We start from the raw sequence: 24,339 nt of genomic DNA, 5'->3' as shown, positions 1-24,339 counted from the left end.
GGCACCGGGGCGCGACCCGGGAGAGTTCCATGACCCAGCTTCTCGTCGCCGCGGGCGGCGGCGGCGATGTGATCGGCACGACCTTGGTGCACCACGCACTCCACGGCGACGAACCGGCGGTGGTGCTCAGCTACTCGTGGGAGCGGCTGACCGTCGACCCCCTCCCCGGCCCGCGGTCCGAGCGGGACTTCACGGGGCTGCGGCCGCTCACCCCGCGGGTCTTTGGGATCACCGCCGCCACGTCCACCGTCCCGCCCGCGGGCTCCACGCTGCCGCGCCTGGCCGCCGAACTCCCCGTCACCCTGGGCCTGCTCAGTCCCTACGGAGGCGTCCCACATCTGGCCCGGCAGATCACGGAGGTGGTCGAGAAGTACGCCGTCGACGAGGTCGAGGTGGTCGATGTCGGCGGCGATGTCTTCGCCCGGGGTGACGAGCCGACGCTCCTCAGCCCGCTGCCGGACGCCCTGGTCATCGCCGCCTGCGCCACCGCCGGCGTACCCACGCGGCTGCGTCTCGCGGGCCCGGGGCTCGACTGCGAGATCCCCGAGAGCGAGCTGCTGCCCGTCCTGGGCGACGACTTCCTCACCCTTACCGGGGCCGATACCCGCGGTGTCGAGCACCTCTTCGACTGGCATCCCTCGGAGGCCAGTGCGCTGCTGGTCGCCGCCGCCCGCGGGGAACGCGGCGGCTGCGTCGTACGGGACACCGGCCGGCCGGTGGTCCTGAGCGACGCCAGTGCCCGGGTGCACCGGATCGGCCTGGACCGGGTGCTGGAGCGCAACCGGCTGGCCCGCGCCCTGTACGAGCGTGGCACCGGCACCCTCGACGACGCCGAGAAGACCAGCTGGGAGGTGTGCGGCTTCTCCGAACTGCAACGCGAGCGCGACCGGTCGCTCCGCCTCCGCGACACGGCCTCCCCCGAGGTCTCGCTGACCGAGGCCCTGCACGGGCTCGACGCCTGGCTGGGACGGCTGCGGGCCGCCCACCCCGGCGCCCGGTACGCCACCTTCCGCTGCGTGGCCGAAGGGCTCGGCCTCACCGGCGCCGCGGCACGGTCCCTGCGCACCCACCTCGTACGGGACCGCCCGCACCGGTACGCGGCACCGCTGTTCGCCCTGTGACCCCCGCCCCTCCCCGCCACTCCTAGGAACGGCCACCACACCATGCCCAAACTGCTCCTGCTCGAAGCCATGGGGAACACCGCCGAGTACGTCCTCGACGCCGCCCGGGACCTGGACGTCGAAGTCATCGTCGTCACCCACCAGGACGTCCACGACGACTGGTACTCGCCGGCGGTCAAACGCAAGATCAGGGAGAACGGGAAGCTCGTCCTGACCGACTTCTCCGACAGCGAGGGCGCCCTGCGGCAGCTCACCGAACTGGCCCGCGCCGAGGGCGTCACCGGTGTGGTCGCCTGCTGGGAGTTCCTGACCCCGCTGGTCGCCCGGCTCGCCGCCGACCTCGGGCTGCCCGGCAACGACGCCTCTCGGGCGCTCAGTTGCCGTAACAAGCGCATCATGGCGCGCGCCTTCGCCGAGCACGGCGTACCGGCCCCCAGGACGCTCGCCCCGCGGACCGTCGAGGAGGCGTGCCGCTCGGTGGAGGCGGCGGGCCTGGCGTACCCCCTCGTGGTGAAGCCCTCCGAGCAGTCCGGTTCCTGGGGCGTGGCGGTGGTCCGCAGCGACGAGGAGCTGGCGACGGCCTTCGCGGCGGCCCAGTCGCACCTTTTCCAGTTGCCGCACGGCATCCCGCTGGATCCGCATGTGATCGTCCAGGAGTACGTCGGCGGAACCGAGTTCAGCATCGAGACGGTGTCCGTGCGCGGAGCGGTGACCCCGCTGTACCCGTACGACAAGTTCACCACCGGAGGCGACAGGCGGGCCGAGCTGGGGCACACCGTCCCCGCCGAGCTGGACGAGGCGTCGGTGCACACCGTGCAGCAGGCCGCGGTGGCGGCAGCGCGGGCCCTCGGCGTCACGAACGGCGTCGCGCACATCGAGCTCAAGCTGCTCCCGGACGGCACCACCCGGGTCATCGAGCTCGGCGCCCGGCTGCCCGGTGACCACATCGTCGCCCTGATGCGGCAGGCGCGGGGCATCGACGAGGCCAGGATCTACGTACAGATCGCCCTCGGTCGGGAGCCCTCGCTCACCCCCACCGCGGACACGGCGGCGGGCATCCGCTTCCTGGTGCCGCCGCGCGGCGGCACCCTCCGCTCGGTCAGCGGGATCGGCGAGGCGGGCGCGGTGGCCCTGAGCAGGCTCACCGTCGAGCCGGGCGGCCCGGTGCGCGCGCCGGGGGACAACGACTCACGCGTCGGATACGTGATCCTGCACGCCGGCACCGCCGCCAAGGTGAACGCGGCCGCGGCGAAGGTGCTCGCGGACGTCACGGTCGACGTCGGCTGATGGGCGCCGCCGCCCGGCTGACCCGGGAATATCTGCGGAACCTGCCCGCCGGGTGCACGCCGGAACGCGCCTGCGCCGCCTCCCCGCTGGCCGGAGACATCTACGGGGACGCGTTCCTGACCCGCCCGGTCCTCCTCGGCCACGGCGAGAGCCGGGAGGTGGGCGAGCGGATCAGCCGCCTGTACGACCTCCTGCTGACGCTGCCCGAGCGTCTGTACGGGGGTGATCTGCGGGCGTTCACCGCCGCCCTCGGCTGGCCGCCGGAGCAGATCGCCGCCACGCTGCGGGCCGACGGCAGACCGCGCGAACTCCCCCGCTGTGCCCGCGCCGACCTCTACCGCGAGGCGGACGGCTTCCGGCTCCTCGAACTCAACGGCGGCAGTCCTCTGGGTGGTTGGGACATCGCCCTGCTCAACCGGACCCTGCTCCAGGAGCCGTACGTCGCCTCCTTCGCGCAGGAGCACGGTCTCGGTTTCACCGACGGGATCGAGGTCCTGCTGGACCTGTGGCGGCAGTCGTTCCCCGGCTTCGACCCGGCCGCGAACCCCGTGGTGGCCCTGCTGGAGTGGCCCGGCAGCTACCCGGTGATGGAGCGGCACCTGAGCCGGATGGCCGCGCTGCTCGCGGAGCACGGCGTCGAGGCCGTGCCCTGTCACCTCGGGCAGGTGGAGTACCGCGCGGACGGCGTCCACGTCTCCGGGCGCCGGATCGACCTCGTCCACCGCTGGTTCGTCATCAACGACGTCGTCACCGCCGAGGACGCCACGCTGCTCGCGCCGCTCTCCCGCGCCGCGGACCGCGGTCTGGTCCACCTGTTCACCCCGCTGGAGAACGAGGTGTACGGCAGCAAGGCCGCGCTGGCGCTCCTCAGCGACACCCGCGACCGGTGGCTGTTCGACCGGGCCGAGCGGGAGGCGATCGACGCGCTGCTCCCGTGGACCCGGCTGGTCCGGGACGAGCGGACCGAGGTCGCCGGGGAGCGGGTGGAGCTGCTCCGGTACGCCGCGGCGCACCGCGACGAGCTGGTGCTCAAGGCGAGCAGCTCGCACAGCGGTCTGGACGTGCTGGCCGGGTGGGAGGCCTCGGCCGACGCGTGGGCAGCCGCCGTCCACGCGGCGGTGGACGGCCCGTACGTCCTCCAGCGCCGGGTCCGGCCCGTGACGGAGGAGTTCCCCGTTCCGGGCGGGGGCGCCACCGAGCCGGTGGTGCTCACCTGGGGCGTCTTCCTGGCGGGCCGGGGTTACGGCGGGGCGTACTTGCGCGGCACGGCCGACCTCGACAGCGGGGTGATCAGCTCCGGGAAGGGGGGCCGGCTGGGCACCTCGTTCCTCGTCGACGACAGCCGCCCGCCCGCGCCTTGACCCTCCCCTTGCCCGGCGCCCCTCGCGCCGGAGCGCGCCACGCAGGACACTTGACCCCGACGCTTGATATCCGACGCTTGGTATCTGACGCTCCGGAACCCGAGGACCGGAGCGCGGCACTCGGAGGGGGAACTTATGCGGGACAGCCATCGGGCGGAAGCCGAGAGGCTGTTGGTGCGCGCCGTGGAGGAGGAGGCGCGGCGCACCGGCGGGCGGACGGATGCCGGTGCGCTGTTGTCGCGGGCGCGGGCCGCGCTCGACACCATGGCCGCCGGCGCGAGCGAGGAGTACGCCGCGTACACGCAGGCGCTGGACTCGGCGGCGGCCGGAGACCGTCCGCTGGCGGAGCGCTTCAGCAGAGCGAACCTCGGAACGCCCCTGCTGGTGACGGGAGTCGCGGCGGCCGCCGCGTTCGGCGCGGACCTGGCGCTCGGCGTGAACACCGGCCTGGCGTTCGGCGCGGGCGCGGCCGTCGCGGTGGCCGGCACGGCGACGACCGTGGCGAAGGTGACCGTCTCGCACTGGCCCGCCGCCCACCGCCGGGCGGCGGCGGCCGGGCAGCCGGGCGGGGCCGAGCAGTTGCGGCTCCAGTGGCTGACCGCCCTGGAGGTACGGGGCATCCGCCCGTATCTGGACCAGCAGCGCATGCTGACGCCCGCCAAGCGCGCCCCGAAGAAGCAGACCGCCCCGGTGGTTCGGCAGTTGCGCGGCGGCGACCGCAGCGCGGCCGCCCGCACCCGGGTGGTGTTGGAGCAGTCGTTCGGCCATCTCCCGCAGGCGGAGGGGCCGTTCACCGGGCGCCGGGCCGAGCTGGGGCAGATCGCCCAGTGGGTGCACGCGGCCCGCGCCTCCACGCAGACCCGGCCCACCGTGGTCGTGCTGCACGGTGAGCCGGGGTCGGGGCGGACCGCGCTCGCGGTGCGGGCGGCCCATGCGCTCAAGGACCAGTTCCGGGGCGCGTGCGTGGTCGATCTGCGCGGCCAGGTGGCAGGCGAGAGCCCGCTGCCGACCCGGGACGCGCTGCTGCACCTGCTGAACCGGCTGGGCGCGCCGCGCGAGCAACTGCTGTTCCGGGAAGGCGCGTCGGCCGAGCAGCAGGTGCGACGGCTCGGCGAGCTGTACCACCAGCACCTCACGGGGACGCCGGTCACGATCGTGCTGGACGACGCGACGGACGCCTCGCAGGTGCGCGCCCTGGTGCCGGAGCGCTCGGACAGCCTGGTGATCGTCACCGCCCGGGAGCCGCTGGAGCTGCCGGATGGCCTGCCGGCCTGGGTGCACCAGCTGCCGGTCGGGCCGCTGGACGCGGCGGGCGCGGAGGAGCTGCTGCGCGAGGTGGCCGAGGAGGAGGAGACCGGGCCGTACGACTACCCGTCCACGGACGCCGTCGTGGAGCTGTGCGGCGGGCTGCCGCTGGCGCTGCGGGTGGCCGGTTCCGCACTCGGGGCCCGTAGCCGGCACACGCTGGCGGAGGACCTGGGGGCGTACGGTCCTGTGGACCCGGTCGAGCGGGCGCTGTGGCTGCGCTACACCGACCAGGGCGATCAGGCCCGGCGGCTGCTGCGGCGGCTCGCGCTGGCGGGCCGGGCGAGCCTGGGGGCGGCAGCGGCGGCCTCGCTGCTCTCCGCCGACGAGCAGGAGGCGGAGCGGCTGCTGACCGTGCTGGCGCGGGCCGGGCTGCTCACCCGCGTACGGGGGTCGCGCTACCGGCTGCACGATCTGGTGCGGGCGTTCGCGCTGGCCCGGCTGCTGGACGAGGAGGAGCCGGCTGAGCGGACGGCCGCCCAGGAGCGGCTGCTGACGAACTACGCGGAGCTGGCCGACGCGGTGATCCGGATGGTCGACGGGAAGATGTCGACCCGGGCCGGGCAGTTCGGCTCGCACGGCTTCGGGTCGCTGGACTCGGCGCTGCGCTGGCTGGACGACGAGTCGAGCTTCATCACCTCCGCGCTGCGGCACGCGGAGGGCGTCGACCAGGCCACGGTGCTGCATCTGCTGGGCGCGCTGTGCGACTACTGCCTGCTGCGCGGCGATCTGTACCGCCTCGGCGAGATCAGCGAGCTGACGCAGGCCGTGGACCAGGGGCTGCTGGAGCGTTCGGTGCAGTGGCGTACGGGCATCGCGGCCCGGCAGCTCGGTGAGCTGGACAAGGCCCGCACCACGCTGTCCTCCGTCGTCGGGCTCTACCACGAGGCGCAGAACGACGCGGGCGAGGCACTGGCGCTGTGCTCGCTCGGCATCACCCTGCACCACCAGGGCAATCTGTCCGAGGCGGCGGCCCGGCTGGAGGAGGCGCTGGCCCTCCAGTCCTCCGAGGCGCAGGCCGAGGACCGGGCCTGGTCACTGCACGCGCTGGCGGCCGTGGAGCGGGACCGGGGCGATCTGCCGAGGGCGCTGGCGCTGCTGGACGATGCGTTGCGGCTGCACCGGGAGGGCGAGTCGCTGCACGGCGAGGCCTGGACGCAGTTCCAGTTGGGCCAGGTGCGGCTGCGTACGGGAGAGGTCGTCCCGGCCGAGGAGGCGCTGAGCACGGCCCTGGAGCTGTACGGGCGCACCCGCGACGGGCGCGGTGAGGCGTGGGCGATCACCCAGCTGGCCCGGGCCCGGCTGCTGGACGGTGATCCGGCGTCCGCCCTGGAGCAGTTGCGCGAGGCGCTGGCCCGGCACCGGGACAACGAGGACGCGCGCGGTGAGGCGTGGACCCTGTACTACCTGGGTCAGGCGCTGGAGGAGGACGGGGACACCGATCAGGCGGTGCGCGAGCTGGAGCGGGCCCGGACGATGTTCTCCCGGATGCGGGACGTGTACGGGCTGGCGTGCGCCCGGCACCATTCGGGCCGGGTGACCCGGGACCAGCGGGCCGCGCAGACGGGCAACCTGCGCAATTCGGGGTTCGCCCGGCAGTTGCTGATGGACGCGAGGGCCGATTTCCGGCGGATCAAGGTGCCGTACGGGGAGGCGTGGGCGTGCGTGGAGCTGGCGTTGATCGACGCGGGCAACGGCCGGGCCCCGCAGGCGCTGGAGCTGTGCGGCCAGGCGGCGGAGCTGTTCGCCTCGTACGGGGACGAGCGGGGCGGCGACTGGGCCCGGTTCCTGCGCTGCACGCTGCTGCCGTACGCCTCGCCCGGGGGCAGCGAGGTGGGCTCGGTGGTGGCCCAGCAGGAGCTGGCCGAGCTGATCGAGGCCCGGCATCCGGCGCGGGACGCCAAGCTGGAGCAGTCGGCGGCGGCGTTCGCGGTGGCGCTGGAGCGGGGCGTCGACCTGGAGGACGGCTGGCAGGCGTGGCGGCTCGGGCTGACCCCGACCCGTGGCGCCGGCCAGATCATGGGCGTGGCGGTGGAGCCGGCCCGGCCGTGATGAGACGGCGGGGACCGGGGAGCGCGTCGGAGCCCGGCGCCCGTTCCCGTACGGCAGGGGCGCCCGTTCCCGTACGGCAGGGGCGCCCGTTCCCGTTCCCGTACGGCAGGGGCGTCCGGCACCGAACCGGACGCCCTCCCGTACGCGTACGGCCCGCCGCGTCGCCTACTTCCGGGGCGAGGCCGCCGCGTCGGCAGCGGGCTCCACCGGCTTGGCGTCCGGGTCGGGGGCCTCCTCGAAGTTCACCCGGCCCATGTGGCGGTTCATCGACTTCATCAGGGCCCACACGCCGACGGCGAGCGCCGCGAAGACGAGGAAGCCGAGAACGCCGGGGGTGACCTTGTTCTTGTCGAGCTCTTCGGCGGCGAACGGGACGAGGTGCGTCAGTGCCTGGGTCGCGTACATATCAGGCATTGTCGCGGATGCCCGCGAAGAGGTCGCTCTCGGGGAGGGAGGTATCGACCAGAGACTTCGCCAGCTCGTACTCCTCGGTCGGCCAGACCTCGCGCTGGATGTCCATCGGGACGCGGAACCAGCCGCCCTCGGGGTCGATCTGCGTGGCGTGCGCGATGAGCGCCTTGTCGCGGATCTCGAAGAAGTCGTCGCAGGGGATGTGCGTGGTCAGGGTGCGCTCCACCCGCTCGAACTCCTTCCAGCGCTCCAGCCACTCGCCGTACGGGGACTCCAGACCGCGGGCGAGGAGCGCCTCGTGCAGGGCGACGGTGCGCGGCCGGTTGAAGCCCTGGTTGTAGTAGAGCTTCCGCGGCGCCCAGACCGGGCCGAACTCGTCCTCGGGGAAGCGCTCCGCGTCGGCCGCACCGTCGAACGCGATCATCGAGATCGTGTGCGTCATGATGTGGTCGGGGTGCGGGTAGCCGCCGTTCTCGTCGTACGTGGTGATGACCTGCGGCCGGAACGCGCGGATCTTCGCCACCAGGCGCCCCGCGGCGAGCTCGGGGTCCTCCAGGGCGAAGCAGCCCTCGGGCAGCGGCGGCAGCGGGTCGCCCTCGGGCAGCCCCGAGTCGACGAAGCCGAGCCACTCCTGCTGGACGCCCAGGATCTCCCGGGCCTCGTCCATCTCCTTCTTGCGCACCTCGTGGATGTTCTTCTCGATGTACGCGTCACCCTGGAGCTTCGGGTTGAGAATGGAGCCGCGCTCGCCTCCCGTGCAGGTCACGACCAGCACGTCCACCCCCTCGGACACGTACTTGGCCATGGTGGCCGCGCCCTTGCTCGACTCGTCGTCGGGGTGGGCGTGAACGGCCATCAGTCGCAGCTGCTCAGTCAAAGCTCGATCCTCAGTCATTGGTCGCTCTGGTCGATCATGGGTCGCTCCGGCTCCCCGCCGGGGAGGCGCCGGCCCGCGTGACACCGGTGTGGGGCGCGGTCGGGTGACGGGCGGGCGGCTTCTATAGTGACTGAACGAGGGGCCGGAAAATTCCTCGATGCCCGGTCCGGAGGGAACGATCATGACGACGGTTCGCGAGGCTGCGCCCGAGGGGCGGTACGGCCGGACCGAGGATCAGCGTGCGGACCGCAAGCTGAAGATCGTCGGATCGGTCCTGGGCGTCGCCCTGCTCGGCGTGATCGGGTGGATCGGCTACGACTACGTGGGCGGCCAGGGCATCAGCGGCGAGATGATCAAGTTCAAGGTCGTCTCCGACACCCGGGCCGACGTCCATCTGGAGGTCCGCAAGGACCGCGAGGGCCACGGCTACTGCGTGGTGCGGGCGCTCAGTGAGGACGGTTCCGAGGTGGGCCGCAAGGAGGTCCGGTTCGACCGGGCCGAGGACCGGATCGACGAGGTCGTGACCGTGGTGACCCGGTCCCGGGCGACCGCGGTCGAGCCGATGGGCTGCACGGCCGACGACGGCCCGCGGGGCTGATCCGGGCACACCGGCTCTGACCTGGGACGATACGGGTCACCGTGGCCGGTCCGGGCGTGTGACGGTTTACCTTCTCCCCCTTTTCCTGCGGAATTGTTAGGCTCGTGGTTTCGCCCACCCGCAGAGGCACATGCTTCTGGGTAGGGCGATGCTTTGTATTCCCGACACTTCCCAGCATTCCCAGCACTTCCCAGTACCGACGAGGAGCACCTGTGACCCAGACCAGCGAAAACGTCACCTGGCTCACGCAGGAGGCGTACAACCAGCTCAAGGCCGAGCTGGAGCACCTGTCTGGTCCCGCGCGCACGGAGATCGCCGTCAAGATCGCGGCGGCCCGTGAGGAGGGTGACCTCCGGGAGAACGGCGGGTACCACGCGGCCAAGGAGGAGCAGGGCAAGATGGAGCTGCGGGTGCGCCAGCTGACCCAGCTCCTGGAGCACGCGAAGGTCGGCGAGGCGCCGGCCGACGACGGCGTGGTCGAGCCCGGCATGGTCGTCACGATCGCCTTCGACGGCGACGAGGACGACACGCTGACCTTCCTGCTCGCCTCCCGTGAGTACGCCAGCACGGAGATCGAGACGTACTCCCCGCAGTCCCCGCTCGGCCTCGGTGTGAACGGCAAGCGGACCGGCGAAGACGCGGACTACGAGCTGCCGAACGGGAAGACCGCCTCGGTGAAGATCCTGGCGGCGAAGCCCTACACCGGCTGACGTCCGGCCCACGACGACGGAACGACACGCGGGAGCCCCGGCCTTCATCGATGAAGGCCGGGGCTCCCGCGTGTCGTGTCCCAGGTCGTCAGGAGCGCCTCAGGCGGTCGCCGAGCGGTACTTGCGGACCGCGAGCGTCCGGAAGACCACGATGATCAGGATCGACCAGAGGACCGAGGCGAGGACCGGGTGCTCCATCGGCCAGGCGCCGGTGACCGACCTCGGCAGGCCCGGCATCGTGTTGCCGAAGAGCTCACGGGCGCCCGCCACCGTGGCGCTGAACGGATTCCACTCGGCGACGTGCTGGAGGAACGTCGGCATGTTGGTGACCGGCACGAAGGCGTTCGAGATGAACGTCAGCGGAAACAGCCAGATCAGCCCGCCGGAGGTGGCCGCCTCCGGGGTGCGGACGGACAGGCCGATCAGCGCGCCGATCCAGGAGAACGCGTAGCCGAGCAGGAGCAGCAGCAGGAAGCCGCAGATCACCTTGCCGAGGTTCTCGTGGGTCCGCCAGCCGACGAGCAGGGCAACCCCCGCGAGGACGACGAGGGTGAGGGTGGTCTGGACGAGGTCGGCGAGCGTCCGTCCGGTGAGGACCGCGCCCCGGGCCATGGGCAGCGACCGGAAGCGGTCGATGAGCCCCTTGTGCATGTCGTCGGCGATGCCCGCGCCGGCGCCCGCGGTGGCGAAGGTGACGGTCTGGGCGAAGATGCCCGCCATCAGGAACTCCTTGTACAGCTGCGGGTCGGTGGAGCCGCCGATGCTGATCGAACCGCCGAAGACGTAGGTGAACAGCACCACGAACATGACCGGCTGGATCAGTCCGAAGATCACCATCTCGGGGATCCGGGCCATGCGGATCAGGTTCCGCTTGGCGACGACGAGCGAGTCCTTGACCGACTGGACCACGCCGCCGGAGGGCCGTGGTGCCAGGACGGGAGCGTCCTTGGTGGTGGTGCTCACCGGGTCTCCTCCTTCTCCTCGTTGGCGTCCGCTTCGGCCGCGTGGCCGGTGAGGGAGAGGAAGACGTCGTCGAGGGTGGGCCTGCGCAGGGCGATGTCGTCGATCTCCACGCCCTGGGCGTCCAGGTCGCGGATGATCTCGGCGAGCAGCTTGGCCCCGCCGTTGACCGGGGCGGTCAGCTTGCGGGAGAGCTGGACGACGGTGACCTCGCCCTTGCCGAGGGAGGTCAGCACGGCACGGGCGCGCTCGATCTCCTCGGGGCGGTGCACGACGACCTCGACGCGCTCACCGCCGGTGCGGGCCTTCAGCTCGTCGGAGGTGCCGCGGGCGATGACCTTGCCGTGGTCGATGACGCAGATGTCGTTGGCGAGGCGGTCGGCCTCCTCCAGATACTGCGTGGTCAGCAGCAGGGTCGTACCGCCCGCCACCAGGTCCTCGATGACGTCCCACAGCTGCTGCCGGTTGCGCGGGTCGAGGCCGGTCGTCGGCTCGTCCATGAACATCACGGGCGGCGAGACGACCAGTGCCGCCGCGAGGTCGAGGCGGCGGCGCATCCCGCCGGAGTACGTCTTGGCGGTGCGGTCGGCGGCGTCGCCGAGGTTGAACCGGTCCAGCAGGACGCCCGCGCGGGCCTTCGCGTCCCGGGCGCTCAGCTGGTAGAGCTGCCCGACCATCTGGAGGTTCTCCCGGCCGGTCAGATACTCGTCGACCGCGGCGAACTGCCCGGAGAGCCCGATCGAGCGGCGTACGTCGTTGGGCTTCTTCAGTACGTCGATCCCGGCCACGGTCGCCGTGCCGCTGTCCGGGCGCAGCAGCGTGGTCAGCACCCGTACGGCGGTGGTCTTGCCCGCGCCGTTGGGCCCGAGCAGTCCGAGGACGGTGCCCTCGGGGACGTCGAGGTCGACTCCGTCCAGGGCTCGTACGTCACCGAAGGTCTTCACCAGACCTTCGGCGTGGATGGCACCTGGCATAGAGGACTCCCCCGTCGCTCGCGGATACGTGCTCGGTACGTCGTTCCGTGAGCGATCCTAGGATTCGCGGGGCCTCACCGCGCGGCGAATAACGCGATCCGGCCAATCGGCGCGAAGCGGACGGTCAGCCGATCACCCGGTAGCCCGCCGCGCGGAGCGCCTCCTCGACCTCCGCGCAGTGCTGCGGGCCCTTCGTCTCCAGGTGCAGGTCGACCTCCGCCTCGGTCAGTCCGAGGCGGGGGTCGGTGCGCACATGGCTGATGTCGAGGACGTTGGCGTCGGCCACGGTCAGCGCACCCAGCAGGGCGGCCAGCGCGCCCGGCCGGTCGGTGAGCCGCAGCCGCAGGCTGAGATAGCGGCCGGCCGCGGACATCCCGTGCCGCAGGATGCGCTGCATCAGGAGCGGGTCGACGTTGCCGCCGGAGAGCACGGCGACGACCGGCCCGCGGAACGCCTTCGGGTCGCTGAGCAGCGCGGCCACCGGGCTGGCCCCGGCGGGCTCGACGACCAGCTTGGCCCGCTCCAGGCAGAGCAGCAGGGCGCTGGACAGCTCGTCCTCGGTGACCGTGCGGACCTCGTCGACCAGCTCCTCGACCAGGGCGAACGGTACGTCGCCGGGGCGGCCCACCTTGATGCCGTCGGCCATCGTGCTGACCGGGGAGTCCAGCGAGACGGGGTACCCGGCGGCGAGGGAGGGCGGGTAGCAGGCGGCGCCCTCGGCCTGGACGCCGACGATCCGGACGTCGGGGCGCAGGGCCTTGACCGCGACGGCGACGCCCGCGGCGAACCCGCCGCCGCCGATGCCGAGGACGATCGTGCGGACCTCCGGGCACTGCTCCAGGATCTCCAGGCCGACGGTGCCCTGGCCCGCGATGATGTCGGGGTGGTCGAAGGGGTGGATGAAGACCGCGCCGGTCTCCTCCGCGTACCGCTCGGCGGCGGCGAGCGTCTCGTCGACGACCTGGCCGTGCAGCCGCACCTCGGCCCCGTATTCCCGGGTCGCGGCGACCTTGGGCAGGGGCGCCCCGACGGGCATGAAGACCGTGGAGCGCACGCCGAGGAGGGAGGAGGCGAGCGCGACGCCCTGGGCGTGGTTCCCGGCGCTGGCGGCGACGACCCCGGCCGCCCGCTCCACCGGGGTGAGGCCGGAGATCCGGACATAGGCGCCGCGCAGTTTGAAGGAGCCGGTGCGCTGGAGGTTCTCGCACTTGAGGTGGACCGGGGCGCCGACCAGCTCGGTCAGATGGCGGCTGCCCTCCAGGGCGGTCATCCGGGCCACTCCGTCCAGCATTTTCCGTGCCCCCCGGACGTCGTCGAGGATCAGGGCCGGATGGTGGGCGGTCGCGCGGAAGCTCATGTCCGCAAGTCTTGCAGCTCGCAGGGCGCGCGGCAGACTTGTCTCATGGCGGCCTGCGGTGGTGTCCGCAGGTTTGTGCGGCACTGGTACACGTTGCCCCGGGGCCGCGTACTCTGTCCCCCACCCATCCGACACCGCACGAAGAGAGCTCCCGGCCATGCCCCCTCAGGACATGACGACTGCTGCGTCTCCTTCCGGGGGCGCCGCCCCCGAACACCCGGGCCCCGACCGCCTGCTGGACTCGCTCCAGCACCAGGTGGCGGTCTTCGCCCGCCGTGCCGAGCAGACCCGCCTCGGCGGTGTCGGCCAGGTCCGCAACTCGATGGACCGGGCGGCGTACCTGCTGTTGAACCGGCTGGACAAGGAAGGGCCGATGGGCGTCAAGGCGCTGGCGGCCGGGATGGGGATCGACTCCTCGACGGTGACACGGCAGGTCGCCCCGCTGGTGGACACCGGTCTGGTCAAGCGCACCTCGCACCCGGAGGACGGCCGGGCCGTGGTGCTCCAGCTCTCCCCGCGCGGTCAGGCCCGCCTGGAAGAGGTCCGCGCCTCGCGGCGCGAGCTGATGTCGCAGGTGACGGACGGCTGGACGCAGGAGGAGCGGGACACGTTCTGCGCCCTGCTGACCCGTTTCAACGGTTCGCTGGCCGCCCGGCAGGCCGCGTACCAGCCGCCGCAGACCGACTGAACCTCTCTCGCAGCCACCGTCGGCACCCCCCGCCCCACCCGTGAAAGCCCCCTGCCCGCGCAACGCGGCAGGGGCCTTGCCGTACGCTTCACGAAGAATTGCCCGAGGGATACTTTTTAGAAGTAAAGGGGCGGAACGTGGCAAAGCAGGGTAGTCCGAGAGGTCCGGTGGGGCTGCTGTCCACCGACCCTGAGAAGGTCACCGCCGAGTGGATCGACAAGGTGACCGGCTCGCTCCAGGGCCGTATCAGCAAGGCCGAGGTCGACCGCGAGCTGCGTGAACTCTACGAGGCGCTCGTGGAAGGACTGCGGGCGGGAGGCGAGGACACTCGGGGTGAGGGCTTCTCCGAGGTGCGGGCGCTGCTGACCGAGCTCTCGCGCAACCGGGCCCGGCAGGGGTTCACCCCCAGCGAAACCGCGATCAGCGTGCTGGCCCTCAAGCAGGCCCTGGAGCCGGCGCTGCGCAACGACTCCGCCGAGGAGACCACCGCGTACCTGCGGCTGGGCCGCGCCCTGGATGATCTGGCCCTGTTCACCGTCGAGGCGTACACCCGCACCCGCGAGGAGATCATCAGCTCGCAGACGACCCAGCTCATGGAGCTGTCGACCCCCGTGGTCAAGCTCTGGAACGGGGTCATCGCCGTGCCCCTCGTGGGCACCCTGGACTCGGCGCGCACCCAGGTCGTGATGGAGAAACTGCTCCAGGCCCTGGTGGACACCGGCTCCGAGCAGGCCATCATCGACATCACCGGAGTTCCCGCCGTCGACACGCAGGTCGCCCAGCACCTGCTCAAGACGGTCGTGGCGGCCCGGCTGATGGGCGCGGAGTGCACGGTCTCCGGGATCCGCCCGCAGATCGCGCAGACCATCGTGGCCCTGGGCATCGAGTTCGGCGACATCGTCACCAAGGCGACCCTCGCCGACGCCCTCCAGCACGCGTTGCGCAAGTCCGGCGTCGATCTCGTCGCTCACCAGGACGCCCGACGATGAGCGAACGCGTTCCGGTCCTGCGGATCGGTGACATCCTCCTGGTCTCGATCCAGGTGGATCTGGAGGACCAGACGGTTCTGGACCTCCAGGAGGACCTGGCCGACCAGATCGTCGCCCGGGCGGCCCGCGGGGTCGTCATCGACATCACGGCGGTCGAGATCGTCGACTCCTTCGTCGGCCGGATGCTGGCCACGATCGCCTCCATATCCCGGCTGCTCGACGCCGAGACCGTCGTGGTGGGCATGCGCCCGGCCGTGGCCATCACCCTCGTCGAGCTGGGCCTCTCCCTGGGCGGCGTGCGCACGGCGCTCGACCTGGAGAAGGGGCTCGCGCTGCTGCGCCGGTCTGCGGCCGGCGCAGAACTGCCGTGACCGTCCCCTGGGCTCCGGAAGCCCCGCCGCAGGCACAGCCGATCACCCAGAACGACGACGTCGTACGCTCCCGCCAGCAGGTCCGCGCGTTCGCGCAGCAGTGCAGGCTGTCCCTGGTGGACCAGACGAAGTTCGTCACGGCCGCCAGCGAGCTCGCCCGCAACACCCTGGTCTACGGCGGAGGCGGCGAGATGCGGGCCGGCCTGGTGGAGCGGCACGGCCGGCGCGGAATCGCGGCGGTCTTCGAGGACTCCGGCCCCGGCATCCCCGACACCGAGCTGGCCCTGACCGACGGCTGGACGTCCGGCGGCGGGCTGGGCCTCGGCCTGAGCGGGGCCCGACGCCTGGTCGACGAGTTCTTCCTGGACACCGAGGTGGACCGCGGCACCACCGTCACCATCGTCAAGTGGGCGCGATGACGGGGCCTGCCGTGGTCGACTGCGAGGACGTGGAGTGGTTCCGCGACGCCGCCGAGATGCCCTCGGCGGCCCGGGGCGCGGCCGCCACCCTGGCCCGGCGCATCGGGCTGGACGGCTACCGGGCCTCCGAGGTCGCCCTGGCGGTCACCGAGGCCGCGACCAACCTCCAGCGGCACGCGAGCGACGGCGCACTGCTGCTGCGGGTCCTGCGCACCGCGGACCGGGCGGGGGTGGAGTTCCTCACCGTGGACACGGGCCCCGGCATGGCCGATGTCGAGGCGGCCCTGGCGGACGGAACGTCCTCCGGTGGCACCCTCGGTATCGGTCTCGGGGCGGTGGCCCGGCTCGCCGACGCCTTCGACGTCCACTCCCTGCCGGGCCGGGGCACCGTCATGGCCGCGCAGTTCTGGGCGCGCGGGGCCGGGAGCGGGCCCACCGGCGGGGTGCCGTCCGTCGCATCGGGGCTGACCCGGCCCATCAGCGGGGAGACGAGCTGCGGCGACGCCTGGGCCGTACGCCTGGACGAGGGCGGGGTGACGGGCGGCGAGGAAGGGCCGCGTTCCGCCACCGGCCGTTCCGCCCTTCCCCCGGAGCCGGCGATCCTGGTCATGCTGTGCGACGGGCTGGGCCACGGGCCGCTCGCCGCGCTCGCCGCCGACGCCGCGGTGACGGAGTTCCGCCGGAGCACGGACCGCCACCCCGAGGACCTGCTGCGGCGCATCCACGCCGCGCTGCGGGGCACGCGGGGCGGCGCGGTCGCGGTGGCCAGGATCGAGCCGGCCCGGGGACGCATGCTCTACTGCGGCATCGGCAACGTGAGCGGGGTGCTGCTGGGCCCCGACTCCCGCAAGGGCCTGCTCTCGGCTCCGGGCATCGTCGGGCAGCAGATGCGCAGCCCGCGGACGTTCGAGCTGCCGCTGCCGCCGGGCGGCGCCCTCGTCATGCACTCCGACGGGCTGACCGAACGGTGGAAGGCCGACGACCTGCCCGGACTGCTCCGGCACACCCCGGCCGTGATGGCCGGGCAGTTGCTGCGCGAGGCCGGAGTCCGCCACGACGACGCCGGGATCGTGGTCGTCAAGGTACCCTGGTGAGCGGCGGCGCGCCCGACGCGGCCACCCTCGCGACGTACGACCTCGCCACAGCGCAGGACGTCTTCGCCCTGCGGCGCAGCGGGCAGAGCGCGGCGGAGGCCCTCGGCATGGATCGCCAGGACCAGGTGCGCATCGCCACCGCGCTGAGCGAGCTCGGCCGCGACCGGCTGGGCTGCGAGGGGCTGACCGTGACCTTCGCCCTCCCTGCGGGTCCGGAACGCGTGCTCGCCGTCGTCTTCGCCTGGGCGGGCGGTACGAAGGCGGGCCCCGATCTCGAACCGGCCGCCCGGCTGCTGCACCGGGTCCGCCACGAGTCCGGCGCGGCCCGGGAGCGGATCGTCGCGGAGCACCCGCTTCCGGCGGACTGGACCGACGGCCCGGACGCCCGGCGCGGGATCGTCGAGGCACTGCGCCGCCACACGTCCCCGACCCTCGCGGAGGACCTGCGGGCGCAGACCCGCGACCTGATCACCGCTCTGGAGGAGACCCGGGCCCAGCGCGAGGAGTTGCGGCGGCTCAACGAGGAGCTGGAGGAGACCAACCGGGGTGTGCTGGCCCTCTACACCGAGCTGTCGCAGGAACTGGAGGAGACGAACAGCGGTGTCGTGGCCCTCCATGCCGAGCTGGAGGAGAAGTCCGCCCGGTTGCGCGAGACCAGCGAGGCCAAGACGCGGTTCTGGCGCAACATCAGCCATGAACTCCGCACCCCGGTGAACGCGGTGGTGGCGCTGACCCGGCTGCTGCTCACCCCGGACTCCTCCCCGCTGACCGACGAGCAGCGTCGGCAGCTCTCCCTGATCGACGCCTCGGGTCAGTCCCTGCTCGCGCTGGTGGGCGACCTGCTGGACGTGGCCAAGGCGGAGGCGGGCCAGCTGGAGATCAACGCCGCGCCGACCGATCTGCGGGCGCTGCTGGCCCAGTTGGGTGCGGTGATGCGGAACACGGGCACATCCGACGTGACGCTGCTGATGCCGCAGTCCTCGGCGCTGCCCATGGCGGTGACCGACGAGGCCCTGCTGACACGCATCCTGCGCAACCTGCTGTCCAACGCCCTGAAGTTCACCGAGAAGGGCGAGGTCCGCCTGGAGGTCCGGGTGGATCCGCCGCGGATGGCCTTCACCGTCACGGACACCGGGGTGGGCATCCCGGAAGCCGAGCTGTCCCGGGTGTTCGAGGAGTTCTACCAGGTGCGCGGCCCTCACCAGCGGGCCCACCGGGGCACCGGCCTCGGGCTCCCGTACGCCCGGACCCTCACCGAACTCCTCGGTGGAACGCTCCGGTTGTCGAGCAGGCCCGGAGCGGGCACCCGGGTGGAGGTCGAACTGCCCTTCACGCCCGCACCCCCGACGTCCGCCCCCGCCCCCGCCCCGGAGAACACCCCGTGACCGAGACCGCGCAGCGCGACGCCGCGCCAGGAACCATCCTGGTGATAGACGACGACGAGACCAACCGCTACATCCTCACCAGCTGGCTCACCCGCGCCGGGCACACGGTGCTCGGCGCGGCCGACGGCGCCGAGGGCCTGGACCTGCTGGAATCGGCGGGCCGCACGCTGCCCGAGGTGGCCGTCATCGACGTGCAACTCCCGGACATGACCGGCTTCGAGGTCTGCGAGCGGATCAAGGCCGACCCGCGCACCGCCTATCTGCCGGTCGTCCACGTGTCGGCCGTCGCCGTCCACACCGAGGACCACACGGAGGGGCTCAGCCGGGGCGCGGACGCCTATCTCGACCAGCCCATCGATCCGAACGAGTTCCTGGCCACCGTGACGGCCGCCCTGCGCTACGCACGGGCACGGCGGCGGGCGGAGCACCTGACACTGCGGCTGACCACACTGAACCGGGCCACTCTGGACGTCTACCGGGCCGTCGGCTTCCACTCCTTCAGCGCGGCGGCGACCGGTGGCGCGGCCTCCCTGATGTCCGGCCCGGCCACCGCGGTCTTCCTCAGCCCGCAGGGCCTGCCCGTGCACAGCCACGCCGCGGGCCCGGACGCCGCGCCGGTCTCCATGCCCGCGCGCGCCGAACTGCTCGACCAGCTGGTGTCCCCGGCCCTGGGAGGCGGCACCGGCGTCGACGTCGTACCGATGCCGGCGGGCCGGTGGAAGGCGCTGCTGCCGCTCGACCCGATCGAGGGGGACGTGGTCCTGGTGGTGGCCCGCACCAAACGCAACCGGCCGCCCGTCTGCGTCGCCGTTCCGGCCGCCGCGGCCCGCACCACCGACGAGCGCGAACTGCTCCAGCAACTGGTGAGCGCCAGCGCCCTGGCCCTGGAGGCCCTGCGCACCTACAACGAGGAGCACGCCCTGGCGCTCGCCCTCCAGCGCACCTTCCTGCCGGACCGGCTCCCCGACGCCCCCGGCACGGCCCTCGCCGTGCGCTACCTCCCGGCCTCCGACCACGCCGAGATCGGCGGCGACTTCTACGAGGCGCTCCAGACCCCGGCCGGACTGCTGCTGGCCATCGGCGACGTCGCCGGGCACTCACTGGTCGCGGCGACGGTCATGGGCGAGATCCGCCATGCCCTGCGCGCCTACGCGCTGGAGGGCCACCCGCCGCACCACGTGCTGGAGCGGCTCGACGCCCTCCTCGCCCACACCAGGCCCGGCCTCACCGTGACGCTCTGCCTCGTCCTGGTGGAGCCGGACGGCAGCCGGCTCCACATCGCCAACGCCGGTCACATCCCCCCGCTGCTTCTGGGCCCCGACGGCAGCGCCGCCTACCTCCCCGAGCACGGCCCGCTGCTGGGCCTGCGACTGCCCCACCCCCCGACCCACGTCCACCCCACCGCACCGGGCGCCCGGCTCGTGCTGATCACCGACGGGCTGGTCGAGGTGCGCAACCAGGACCTGGACGACAGCCTGGCCGAGTTCCTCGACGCCGCGGTGTCCGGCCCCCGGGAACTGGAGGCCCTCTGCGATTTCCTCCTGCGCTCGTTCGGTGAGGACAAGGAGGACGACATCGCTCTCCTCGCCCTGCACCTGGGCGAGGGCTGGACCTCGGCGTAGAGGAGACCTCCGCGATCCCGTCGTGCCGCCCCCCTTGACCGCACCCGGGTGGCGGGGCTCGTATGTGGTCCATGGCAGAGCGGGCGACCCACCGGGACCGGCTCCGCGCCCTGGAGTTCGAGGCCTTCGTGGCGGGCGCGGGCGGCCGCCTGCTGCACACGGCGACGCTGCTCACCGGCGAACCGCCGCAGCCGCCGGGCGCGTACGTACGGGCCGAGGCGCTGCTGCGCGCGGCGCTCGCCCGTACGTACGCCGACTGGGACCGGCTGCACGGCGGCGACCCCTACGACCGGGCCCGCCGGGAGCTGGCCCTCCGCTTCGCCAGGGAGGCCCGCCGCCATCAGCGGCCGCGCGGCGGTCTGCTGGACCGGCTGACCCCGATCGAACGGCTGGTGCTGGTCCTGCGGATGTACGAGGAGGTCGGCGAGGAGCAGACGGCGGCGCTGCTCGGGCTGCCGGCCGACCGGGTGCGGGCGGTGTGCGCGCGGGCGGTGGCGACGCTGCGGGCGGGCGGGCGGCGGCCCGGGACGGCGGGGGCAGGGCTTGGGGCGAGCGGGGCGGGGCGCCGGGCGGGCGAGGCTGGGCGCCGGGCGGGCGAGGCTGGGGGCCGGGCGGGCGAGGCTGGGCGTGGGACGAGCGGGGCGGGGCGCGGGGCGGCCAGGGCCCCGGCGAGCCGCGGCGCGGGCGGGCCCGGGCAGGCCTCTGCGCCAGGTTCCCGGGTGACGCCGTGAGCGCCGGCCGCCGGGGCCCGGACCCGCGCGAGGAGCAGGTCCGGCGGATGCTGGACGGCCCGCACCCGGCCCTGCCGCCGGACCTGGCCGCGGGGGCGGTGCGGCGCGGCGGACGCCGTATGCGGCTGCGCCGGGCGGCGCACCGGACGGCGGGCTGGCTGCTGGCCGTGGTGCTGGCGGCGCTCCTCGTCTGGGTCGGGATCGAGCAGCCGTGGGCGACCGAGCCCGCCCAGGTCACTCCGCCGTTGGAGGGCTGGTGAGCCGGGGCCGCCCGGGAGGGGCCCCGGCCCGGGCCATCAGCCCAGCGCCTGCGTGAGGTCGGCGAGCAGGTCGTCGCCGTTCTCGATGCCGACGGAGATCCGGACCAGGTCGGCCGGGACCTCCAGCAGGGAGCCCGCGACGGAGGCGTGCGTCATCCGGCCCGGGTGCTCGATCAGCGACTCCACGCCGCCGAGGGACTCGCCGAGCGTGAAGAGCTTCGCGCGGTTGCAGACCTCGACCGCCGCCTCCTCGCCGGCCGCGACGCGGAAGGAGACCATGCCGCCGAAGGCCTTCATCTGCTTGGCGGCAACCTCGTGGCCGGGGTGCTCGGGCAGGCCCGGGTAGAGGACCTGGGAGACCTTGGGGTGCCGGGTCAGCAGGTCGGCGACCTTGGTGGCGTTCTCGGTGTGCCGGTCCATGCGGACGGCGAGCGTCTTGATGCCGCGCAGCACGAGCCAGGCGTCGAAGGGGCCGGAGACCGCGCCCATGGCGTTCTGGTGGAACGCCAGTTCCTCGGCCAGCTCCGGGTCACTGACCACGAGCGCGCCGCCGACGACGTCGGAGTGCCCGCCCATGTACTTGGTGGTGGAGTGCACGACGACGTCCGCGCCGAGGGCCAGGGGCTGCTGGAGGTAGGGCGAGGCGAAGGTGTTGTCGACGACGAGGCGGGCCCCGGCCTGGTGCGCGACCTGGGCGACGGCGGCGATGTCGGTGATGCCGAGCAGCGGGTTGGACGGGGTCTCCACCCAGACCGCCTTGGTGCGCGGGGTGATCGCGGCCCGTACGGCGGCCACGTCCGAGGTGTCGGCCACCGAGAACTCCACGCCCCACCGCGCGGCGACCTTCGCGAACAGGCGGAACGTGCCGCCGTAGGCGTCGTTCGGGATGACCACGTGGTCGCCGGGGGTCAGCAGCGTACGCAGGAGGCAGTCCTCGGCGGCGAGGCCGGAGGCGAAGGCGAGACCGCGGCGGCCGCCTTCGAGGGCCGCGAGGTTCTCCTCCAGGGCGGTGCGGGTCGGGTTGGCGCTGCGGCTGTACTCGTAACCGCCGCGCAGTCCGCCCACGCCGTCCTGCTTGTACGTGGAGACCTGGTAGATCGGCGGAACCACCGCGCCGGTGAGGGGGTCGGCGGTGTTCCCCGCGTGGATGGCGAGGGTTTCGAAGCTGTGCTGGTCGCTCATGAGGCCCGAGCGTAGTTCGTCTCAAGGGCCCTTACCGGCCACTCGCCGCTCCGGGGACAATGGGTCCATGGAGATTCTGTTGTTCCTGCTCGCGATGGGCATGCTCGCCGCCGTGATCGGCCCCTGGGTGATGCGCCGCCGGGGCGGTATCCGCCAGGTCGCGCCCGGTTCGCCGGACGCCGCCGACCCGGACACGTACGGCTTCGCCCGCCAGGAGGAGCTGGACGTCCGGATGCCGGGCCCCGACCAGGACCTCCTGGACGTGCTCGACGTCGTCCAGGGCACCCAGCAGTGGCAGGCGGCCTCGCAGCTGCTGGCCGGGACGCCGAAGGAGGGCGAGGTGCGCTGGCAGCGGGTCCAGGCCTTCGCGGGCGCGGCCTCGCTGGAGCTGGCGCAGCAGCCGGGCAGGGGCGGCTCGTGGCTGCGGGCCTGGCGTGCGGAGTCCCCGAAGGACGCGGGCGGTGCGGCGGTGCACGCGGAGTTCCTGGTGCAGCAGGCGTGGCGGTCCTCGGCGGCGGGGAGCGACGACTTCCGGATCATCCTGGAGGAGGCCCGTACGGTCTGCGGCGAGGCGGCCCTGCTCGCCCCGGGCGACCCCGTCCCGTACATCGTGGAACTGGCGGTGGCCCGGGGCCTGGGCTACACCCCCGAGCAGTTCGACCAGCTCTGGGCGAAGATCATCGACCGGGCCCCGGCGCACATGGGCGCGCACATCGCGGCGCTGCACTTCCACTCGGAGAGGTGGCACGGCTCGCGCAAGGACGCCGACGCCTTCGCCACGGCCGCCGCCGCCCGCGCCCCGCAGGGCTCGCTGCTGGCCGCGCTGCCGCTGTTCGCGGTGTACGAGCATCTGCCCGAGGTCAACATGGTGCAGAGCTTCTACCGCAGCCAGGTGGTGACCAAGGCGGTCGAGGGCGCGATGTTCGCGGTGCACGCGGCCCGCCCCGACGACCCGATGCTGGCCCATGTCCGGCACCTGCTGGTGCTGTTCCTGGTCCACATGGAGCGCTGGTCGGAGGCGATGCACCAGCTGGTCCGGGTCGACGGCCACGTGGGTGCGCTGCCGTGGACGGCGGACCCGGACCCGGCCGCGCAGTACACGGTCTACCGGGCGCTGGCGGTCGCGGGCTACGAGGCGAACGGCGGCAGCCCGGCGACGCTGCCGCACTGACCTTCGTACGAGGCCGGTCCTGGCTCCGTACGGAACGCCCTACAGGGCCGGGTCCTGACTCCGGCCGGAATGCCGTACGGGGCCGGGTTCCGGCTCCGTACGGTTCCACGGCCCGGCGGGTACGAGGGCCGGGGCGTCGCGGCGGGATCAGCTCTTCCCGGGTACGGCGGGTGCGCCGGGCACAGGGGCCCGGCCCGCCGCCGTCGTCACCAGCGCGCCCGCCACGAGCGCCGCGCCCGTCACCGTGACGGCCGTGATCCCGATGCCGTCCGCCACCAGCCCGCCGGCCAGCGCCCCGAGCGCGATGGCCGCGTTGAACACCCCGACGAACAGCGAGGAGGCGGCCTCGCGGGCGTCGGGGGCGGCGAGCAGCACCCAGGTCTGCGTGCTCACCGAGACACCGCCGTAGCCGAGGCCCCAGAGCACCATCAGGACGGCCGCGAGGGCGGGGGAACCGCCCAGCCACGGCAGCGCGGCGACGGTGAGCACCAGGACCGTGCCGATCACCAGCAGCGTGGCGCGCGGGGAGCGGGCCGCCCCGGCCCCGGCGAGGAAGTTCCCGGCCACGCCGGCGATCCCGTACACCAGGAGCAGGACGCCGATCGTGCCCGCACCGACGCCGGAGACGTCCTCCAGGACCGGCCTGATGTACGTGTACGCCGCGAAGTGCCCGGTGACGAGGAAGGCGATGACGAGTAGCCCCGTACGCAGCCGGGGGTCACGGGCCAGCCGCAGCGCACCGCCGAACGGAACGGTGCGCTCCGCGGGCAGCCGGGGCAGCAGGAGCGCCGCGGCGACCAGCACCACGGCCCCGAGCCCGGCGGCCGCCAGGAACGCGGCGCGCCAGCCGGCAAGCTCCCCGAGGTACGTTCCGGCCGGGACGCCGAGCACGGACGCCACGGCGATACCGCTGAAGACGAGGGACGTGGCCGTGCCCGCGGACTTCGCCGGAACCAGGCGGACCGCGAGCCCGGCCGCGACGGCCCAGACACCGCCCATGCCGACGCCGACCAGGACGCGGGCGACGACCATGGTCGCGAAGTCGGCCGCCCAGGCCGCACCGAGGTTGCCGACGACCAGCACGGTGACCAGTACGCACAGGGCCGTACGCCGGTCGGCGCGGCCGAGCAGCGGGACGAGGGTGGGGGCCGAGAGCGCCGCGACGAGACCGGTGATGGTCAGCGTCAGGCCGGCGACGCCCTCCGGGATGCCGAGGGAGCTGCCCATCGGTGTGAGCAGCCCGACGGGCAGCATCTCGGAGGTGACCACGGTGAAGGTGCCGAGCGCGAGGACCGCCACGCCCCACCAGCCGTTGCGCGCGGGGGCCGGGCGGGCGGCCGGGGCGCCTGAGGATTCCTGAACCTGCGTCATGTCCTCAGCCAACGGGGGCCGGAGGCCGGGAACAACGGCCGAT

22 protein-coding genes and 1 pseudogene are annotated in these 24,339 nt (G+C 73.2%); 16 read left to right on the top strand and 7 right to left on the bottom strand.

Annotated elements, in window-relative coordinates:
- The first annotated feature begins 29 nt into the window (after nt 1–29).
- The 4 genes from ACFWM7_RS06815 (at nt 30) to ACFWM7_RS06800 (ending at nt 7,126) form a co-directional block, all read left to right on the top strand.
- Nucleotides 30–1,121: a DUF1152 domain-containing protein gene (locus ACFWM7_RS06815; RefSeq protein WP_383255979.1), complete on the top strand. Its 1,092-nt coding sequence runs from the start codon at nt 30–32 to the stop codon at nt 1,119–1,121.
- A 42-nt stretch (nt 1,122–1,163) separates the two neighbouring features.
- A complete protein-coding gene (locus tag ACFWM7_RS06810) occupies nt 1,164–2,408 on the top strand; it encodes an ATP-grasp domain-containing protein (protein ID WP_383255976.1) in 1,245 nt (414 codons plus the stop codon).
- Complete coding sequence (locus ACFWM7_RS06805; RefSeq protein ID WP_383255973.1) at nt 2,408–3,769, top strand: hypothetical protein; 1,362 nt, start codon at nt 2,408–2,410, stop codon at nt 3,767–3,769. The genes ACFWM7_RS06810 and ACFWM7_RS06805 overlap by 1 nt, the downstream gene beginning before the upstream one ends.
- A 135-nt stretch (nt 3,770–3,904) precedes the next feature.
- Nucleotides 3,905–7,126 (top strand): tetratricopeptide repeat protein, encoded by a 3,222-nt coding sequence (locus ACFWM7_RS06800; protein ID WP_383255970.1) that lies wholly within the window; start codon nt 3,905–3,907, stop codon nt 7,124–7,126.
- A 165-nt stretch (nt 7,127–7,291) separates the two neighbouring features.
- On the opposite strand, the gene ACFWM7_RS06795 is transcribed toward ACFWM7_RS06800, so the two are convergent.
- A complete protein-coding gene (locus ACFWM7_RS06795) occupies nt 7,292–7,540 on the bottom strand; it encodes a hypothetical protein (RefSeq protein WP_383255966.1) in 249 nt (82 codons plus the stop codon).
- Nucleotides 7,533–8,414 carry a mycothiol conjugate amidase Mca gene (mca, locus tag ACFWM7_RS06790; protein WP_383255962.1) on the bottom strand — a complete coding sequence of 294 codons (882 nt, stop codon included), beginning with the start codon at nt 8,412–8,414 and terminating at the stop codon, nt 7,533–7,535. Before mca ends, ACFWM7_RS06795 begins: the two co-directional genes overlap by 8 nt.
- A 181-nt stretch (nt 8,415–8,595) precedes the next feature.
- Between mca and ACFWM7_RS06785 the strand changes: the two genes are divergently transcribed.
- Complete coding sequence (locus ACFWM7_RS06785) at nt 8,596–9,012, top strand: DUF4307 domain-containing protein (RefSeq protein ID WP_383255959.1); 417 nt, start codon at nt 8,596–8,598, stop codon at nt 9,010–9,012.
- A gap of 212 nt (nt 9,013–9,224) precedes the next feature.
- The gene (greA, locus tag ACFWM7_RS06780; protein WP_205086284.1) at nt 9,225–9,722 is read left to right on the top strand and encodes a transcription elongation factor GreA; all 498 of its coding nucleotides are present in this window, start codon (nt 9,225–9,227) and stop codon (nt 9,720–9,722) included.
- A 99-nt stretch (nt 9,723–9,821) separates the two neighbouring features.
- On the opposite strand, the gene ACFWM7_RS06775 is transcribed toward greA, so the two are convergent.
- From ACFWM7_RS06775 to ilvA, 3 genes are all read right to left on the bottom strand, one after another.
- Nucleotides 9,822–10,685, bottom strand: coding sequence for an ABC transporter permease (locus ACFWM7_RS06775; protein ID WP_383255956.1), 864 nt, complete (start codon nt 10,683–10,685; stop codon nt 9,822–9,824).
- The gene (locus ACFWM7_RS06770; RefSeq protein ID WP_383255954.1) at nt 10,682–11,656 is read right to left on the bottom strand and encodes an ATP-binding cassette domain-containing protein; all 975 of its coding nucleotides are present in this window, start codon (nt 11,654–11,656) and stop codon (nt 10,682–10,684) included. The genes ACFWM7_RS06775 and ACFWM7_RS06770 overlap by 4 nt, the downstream gene beginning before the upstream one ends.
- A gap of 124 nt (nt 11,657–11,780) precedes the next feature.
- Nucleotides 11,781–13,013: a threonine ammonia-lyase gene (gene ilvA, locus ACFWM7_RS06765; protein WP_383255952.1), complete on the bottom strand. Its 1,233-nt coding sequence runs from the start codon at nt 13,011–13,013 to the stop codon at nt 11,781–11,783.
- A gap of 157 nt (nt 13,014–13,170) precedes the next feature.
- Between ilvA and ACFWM7_RS06760 the strand changes: the two genes are divergently transcribed.
- The 9 genes and pseudogenes from ACFWM7_RS06760 to ACFWM7_RS06720 all read left to right on the top strand — a co-directional run bounded on the left by ACFWM7_RS06760 (nt 13,171) and on the right by ACFWM7_RS06720 (nt 20,572).
- Nucleotides 13,171–13,701, top strand: coding sequence for a MarR family winged helix-turn-helix transcriptional regulator (locus ACFWM7_RS06760; protein ID WP_200718845.1), 531 nt, complete (start codon nt 13,171–13,173; stop codon nt 13,699–13,701).
- Nucleotides 13,702–13,838: 137 nt separating this feature from the next.
- Nucleotides 13,839–14,690 (top strand): STAS domain-containing protein, encoded by an 852-nt coding sequence (locus ACFWM7_RS06755; RefSeq protein WP_383255950.1) that lies wholly within the window; start codon nt 13,839–13,841, stop codon nt 14,688–14,690.
- Entirely contained in the window at nt 14,687–15,061 is a 375-nt protein-coding gene (locus tag ACFWM7_RS06750; protein WP_383255948.1) for an STAS domain-containing protein, read from the top strand. Before ACFWM7_RS06755 ends, ACFWM7_RS06750 begins: the two co-directional genes overlap by 4 nt.
- Nucleotides 15,058–15,480, top strand: a complete 423-nt coding sequence (locus ACFWM7_RS06745) for an ATP-binding protein (protein WP_383255946.1) — start codon at nt 15,058–15,060, stop codon at nt 15,478–15,480. Before ACFWM7_RS06750 ends, ACFWM7_RS06745 begins: the two co-directional genes overlap by 4 nt.
- On the top strand, nt 15,477–16,574 hold the full coding sequence (locus ACFWM7_RS06740) for an ATP-binding SpoIIE family protein phosphatase (RefSeq protein ID WP_383255944.1): 1,098 nt from the start codon (nt 15,477–15,479) through the stop codon (nt 16,572–16,574). The genes ACFWM7_RS06745 and ACFWM7_RS06740 overlap by 4 nt, the downstream gene beginning before the upstream one ends.
- A complete protein-coding gene (locus ACFWM7_RS06735) occupies nt 16,571–17,959 on the top strand; it encodes an ATP-binding protein (RefSeq protein ID WP_383255941.1) in 1,389 nt (462 codons plus the stop codon). The genes ACFWM7_RS06740 and ACFWM7_RS06735 overlap by 4 nt, the downstream gene beginning before the upstream one ends.
- The gene (locus ACFWM7_RS06730; RefSeq protein WP_383255938.1) at nt 17,956–19,581 is read left to right on the top strand and encodes a SpoIIE family protein phosphatase; all 1,626 of its coding nucleotides are present in this window, start codon (nt 17,956–17,958) and stop codon (nt 19,579–19,581) included. Before ACFWM7_RS06735 ends, ACFWM7_RS06730 begins: the two co-directional genes overlap by 4 nt.
- A 71-nt stretch (nt 19,582–19,652) precedes the next feature.
- Nucleotides 19,653–20,150: pseudogene (locus ACFWM7_RS06725) on the top strand (sigma factor-like helix-turn-helix DNA-binding protein); the annotation flags it as partial.
- Nucleotides 20,151–20,308: 158 nt separating this feature from the next.
- Nucleotides 20,309–20,572, top strand: a complete 264-nt coding sequence (locus tag ACFWM7_RS06720; RefSeq protein ID WP_383255933.1) for a hypothetical protein — start codon at nt 20,309–20,311, stop codon at nt 20,570–20,572.
- Between the two features lie 36 nt (nt 20,573–20,608).
- Here the strand turns inward: ACFWM7_RS06720 and ACFWM7_RS06715 are convergent, their stop codons facing one another.
- Complete coding sequence (locus ACFWM7_RS06715; protein ID WP_383255929.1) at nt 20,609–21,754, bottom strand: cystathionine gamma-synthase; 1,146 nt, start codon at nt 21,752–21,754, stop codon at nt 20,609–20,611.
- Between the two features lie 67 nt (nt 21,755–21,821).
- Here ACFWM7_RS06715 and ACFWM7_RS06710 point away from each other — a divergent pair, with 67 nt between their 5' ends.
- Nucleotides 21,822–22,925, top strand: a complete 1,104-nt coding sequence (locus ACFWM7_RS06710) for a hypothetical protein (RefSeq protein ID WP_383255926.1) — start codon at nt 21,822–21,824, stop codon at nt 22,923–22,925.
- Nucleotides 22,926–23,072: 147 nt separating this feature from the next.
- Here the strand turns inward: ACFWM7_RS06710 and ACFWM7_RS06705 are convergent, their stop codons facing one another.
- Nucleotides 23,073–24,296: an MFS transporter gene (locus tag ACFWM7_RS06705; protein ID WP_383255922.1), complete on the bottom strand. Its 1,224-nt coding sequence runs from the start codon at nt 24,294–24,296 to the stop codon at nt 23,073–23,075.
- Between the last annotated feature and the right edge of the window lie 43 nt (nt 24,297–24,339).

The organism is Streptomyces sp. NPDC058375 (assembly GCF_042723425.1).
GTDB classification, from domain to species: domain Bacteria; phylum Actinomycetota; class Actinomycetes; order Streptomycetales; family Streptomycetaceae; genus Streptomyces; species Streptomyces durocortorensis.
Note: the sequence above shows the minus strand (reverse complement) of the source record. Positions and strands in the feature narration are given on the sequence as shown.

Coding starts and splice junctions, on each gene's coding strand:
- ACFWM7_RS06800 (WP_383255970.1), top strand. CDS start 3,905: ATGCGGGACAGCCATCGGGCGGAAGCCGAGAGGCTGTTGGTGCGCGCC.
- ACFWM7_RS06785 (WP_383255959.1), top strand. CDS start 8,596: ATGACGACGGTTCGCGAGGCTGCGCCCGAGGGGCGGTACGGCCGGACC.
- ACFWM7_RS06740 (WP_383255944.1), top strand. CDS start 15,477: ATGACGGGGCCTGCCGTGGTCGACTGCGAGGACGTGGAGTGGTTCCGC.
- ACFWM7_RS06810 (WP_383255976.1), top strand. CDS start 1,164: ATGCCCAAACTGCTCCTGCTCGAAGCCATGGGGAACACCGCCGAGTAC.
- ACFWM7_RS06770 (WP_383255954.1), bottom strand. CDS start 11,656: ATGCCAGGTGCCATCCACGCCGAAGGTCTGGTGAAGACCTTCGGTGAC.
- ACFWM7_RS06705 (WP_383255922.1), bottom strand. CDS start 24,296: ATGACGCAGGTTCAGGAATCCTCAGGCGCCCCGGCCGCCCGCCCGGCC.
- ilvA (WP_383255952.1), bottom strand. CDS start 13,013: ATGAGCTTCCGCGCGACCGCCCACCATCCGGCCCTGATCCTCGACGAC.
- ACFWM7_RS06760 (WP_200718845.1), top strand. CDS start 13,171: ATGCCCCCTCAGGACATGACGACTGCTGCGTCTCCTTCCGGGGGCGCC.
- ACFWM7_RS06750 (WP_383255948.1), top strand. CDS start 14,687: ATGAGCGAACGCGTTCCGGTCCTGCGGATCGGTGACATCCTCCTGGTC.
- ACFWM7_RS06715 (WP_383255929.1), bottom strand. CDS start 21,754: ATGAGCGACCAGCACAGCTTCGAAACCCTCGCCATCCACGCGGGGAAC.
- ACFWM7_RS06710 (WP_383255926.1), top strand. CDS start 21,822: ATGGAGATTCTGTTGTTCCTGCTCGCGATGGGCATGCTCGCCGCCGTG.
- ACFWM7_RS06805 (WP_383255973.1), top strand. CDS start 2,408: ATGGGCGCCGCCGCCCGGCTGACCCGGGAATATCTGCGGAACCTGCCC.
- ACFWM7_RS06815 (WP_383255979.1), top strand. CDS start 30: ATGACCCAGCTTCTCGTCGCCGCGGGCGGCGGCGGCGATGTGATCGGC.
- ACFWM7_RS06795 (WP_383255966.1), bottom strand. CDS start 7,540: ATGCCTGATATGTACGCGACCCAGGCACTGACGCACCTCGTCCCGTTC.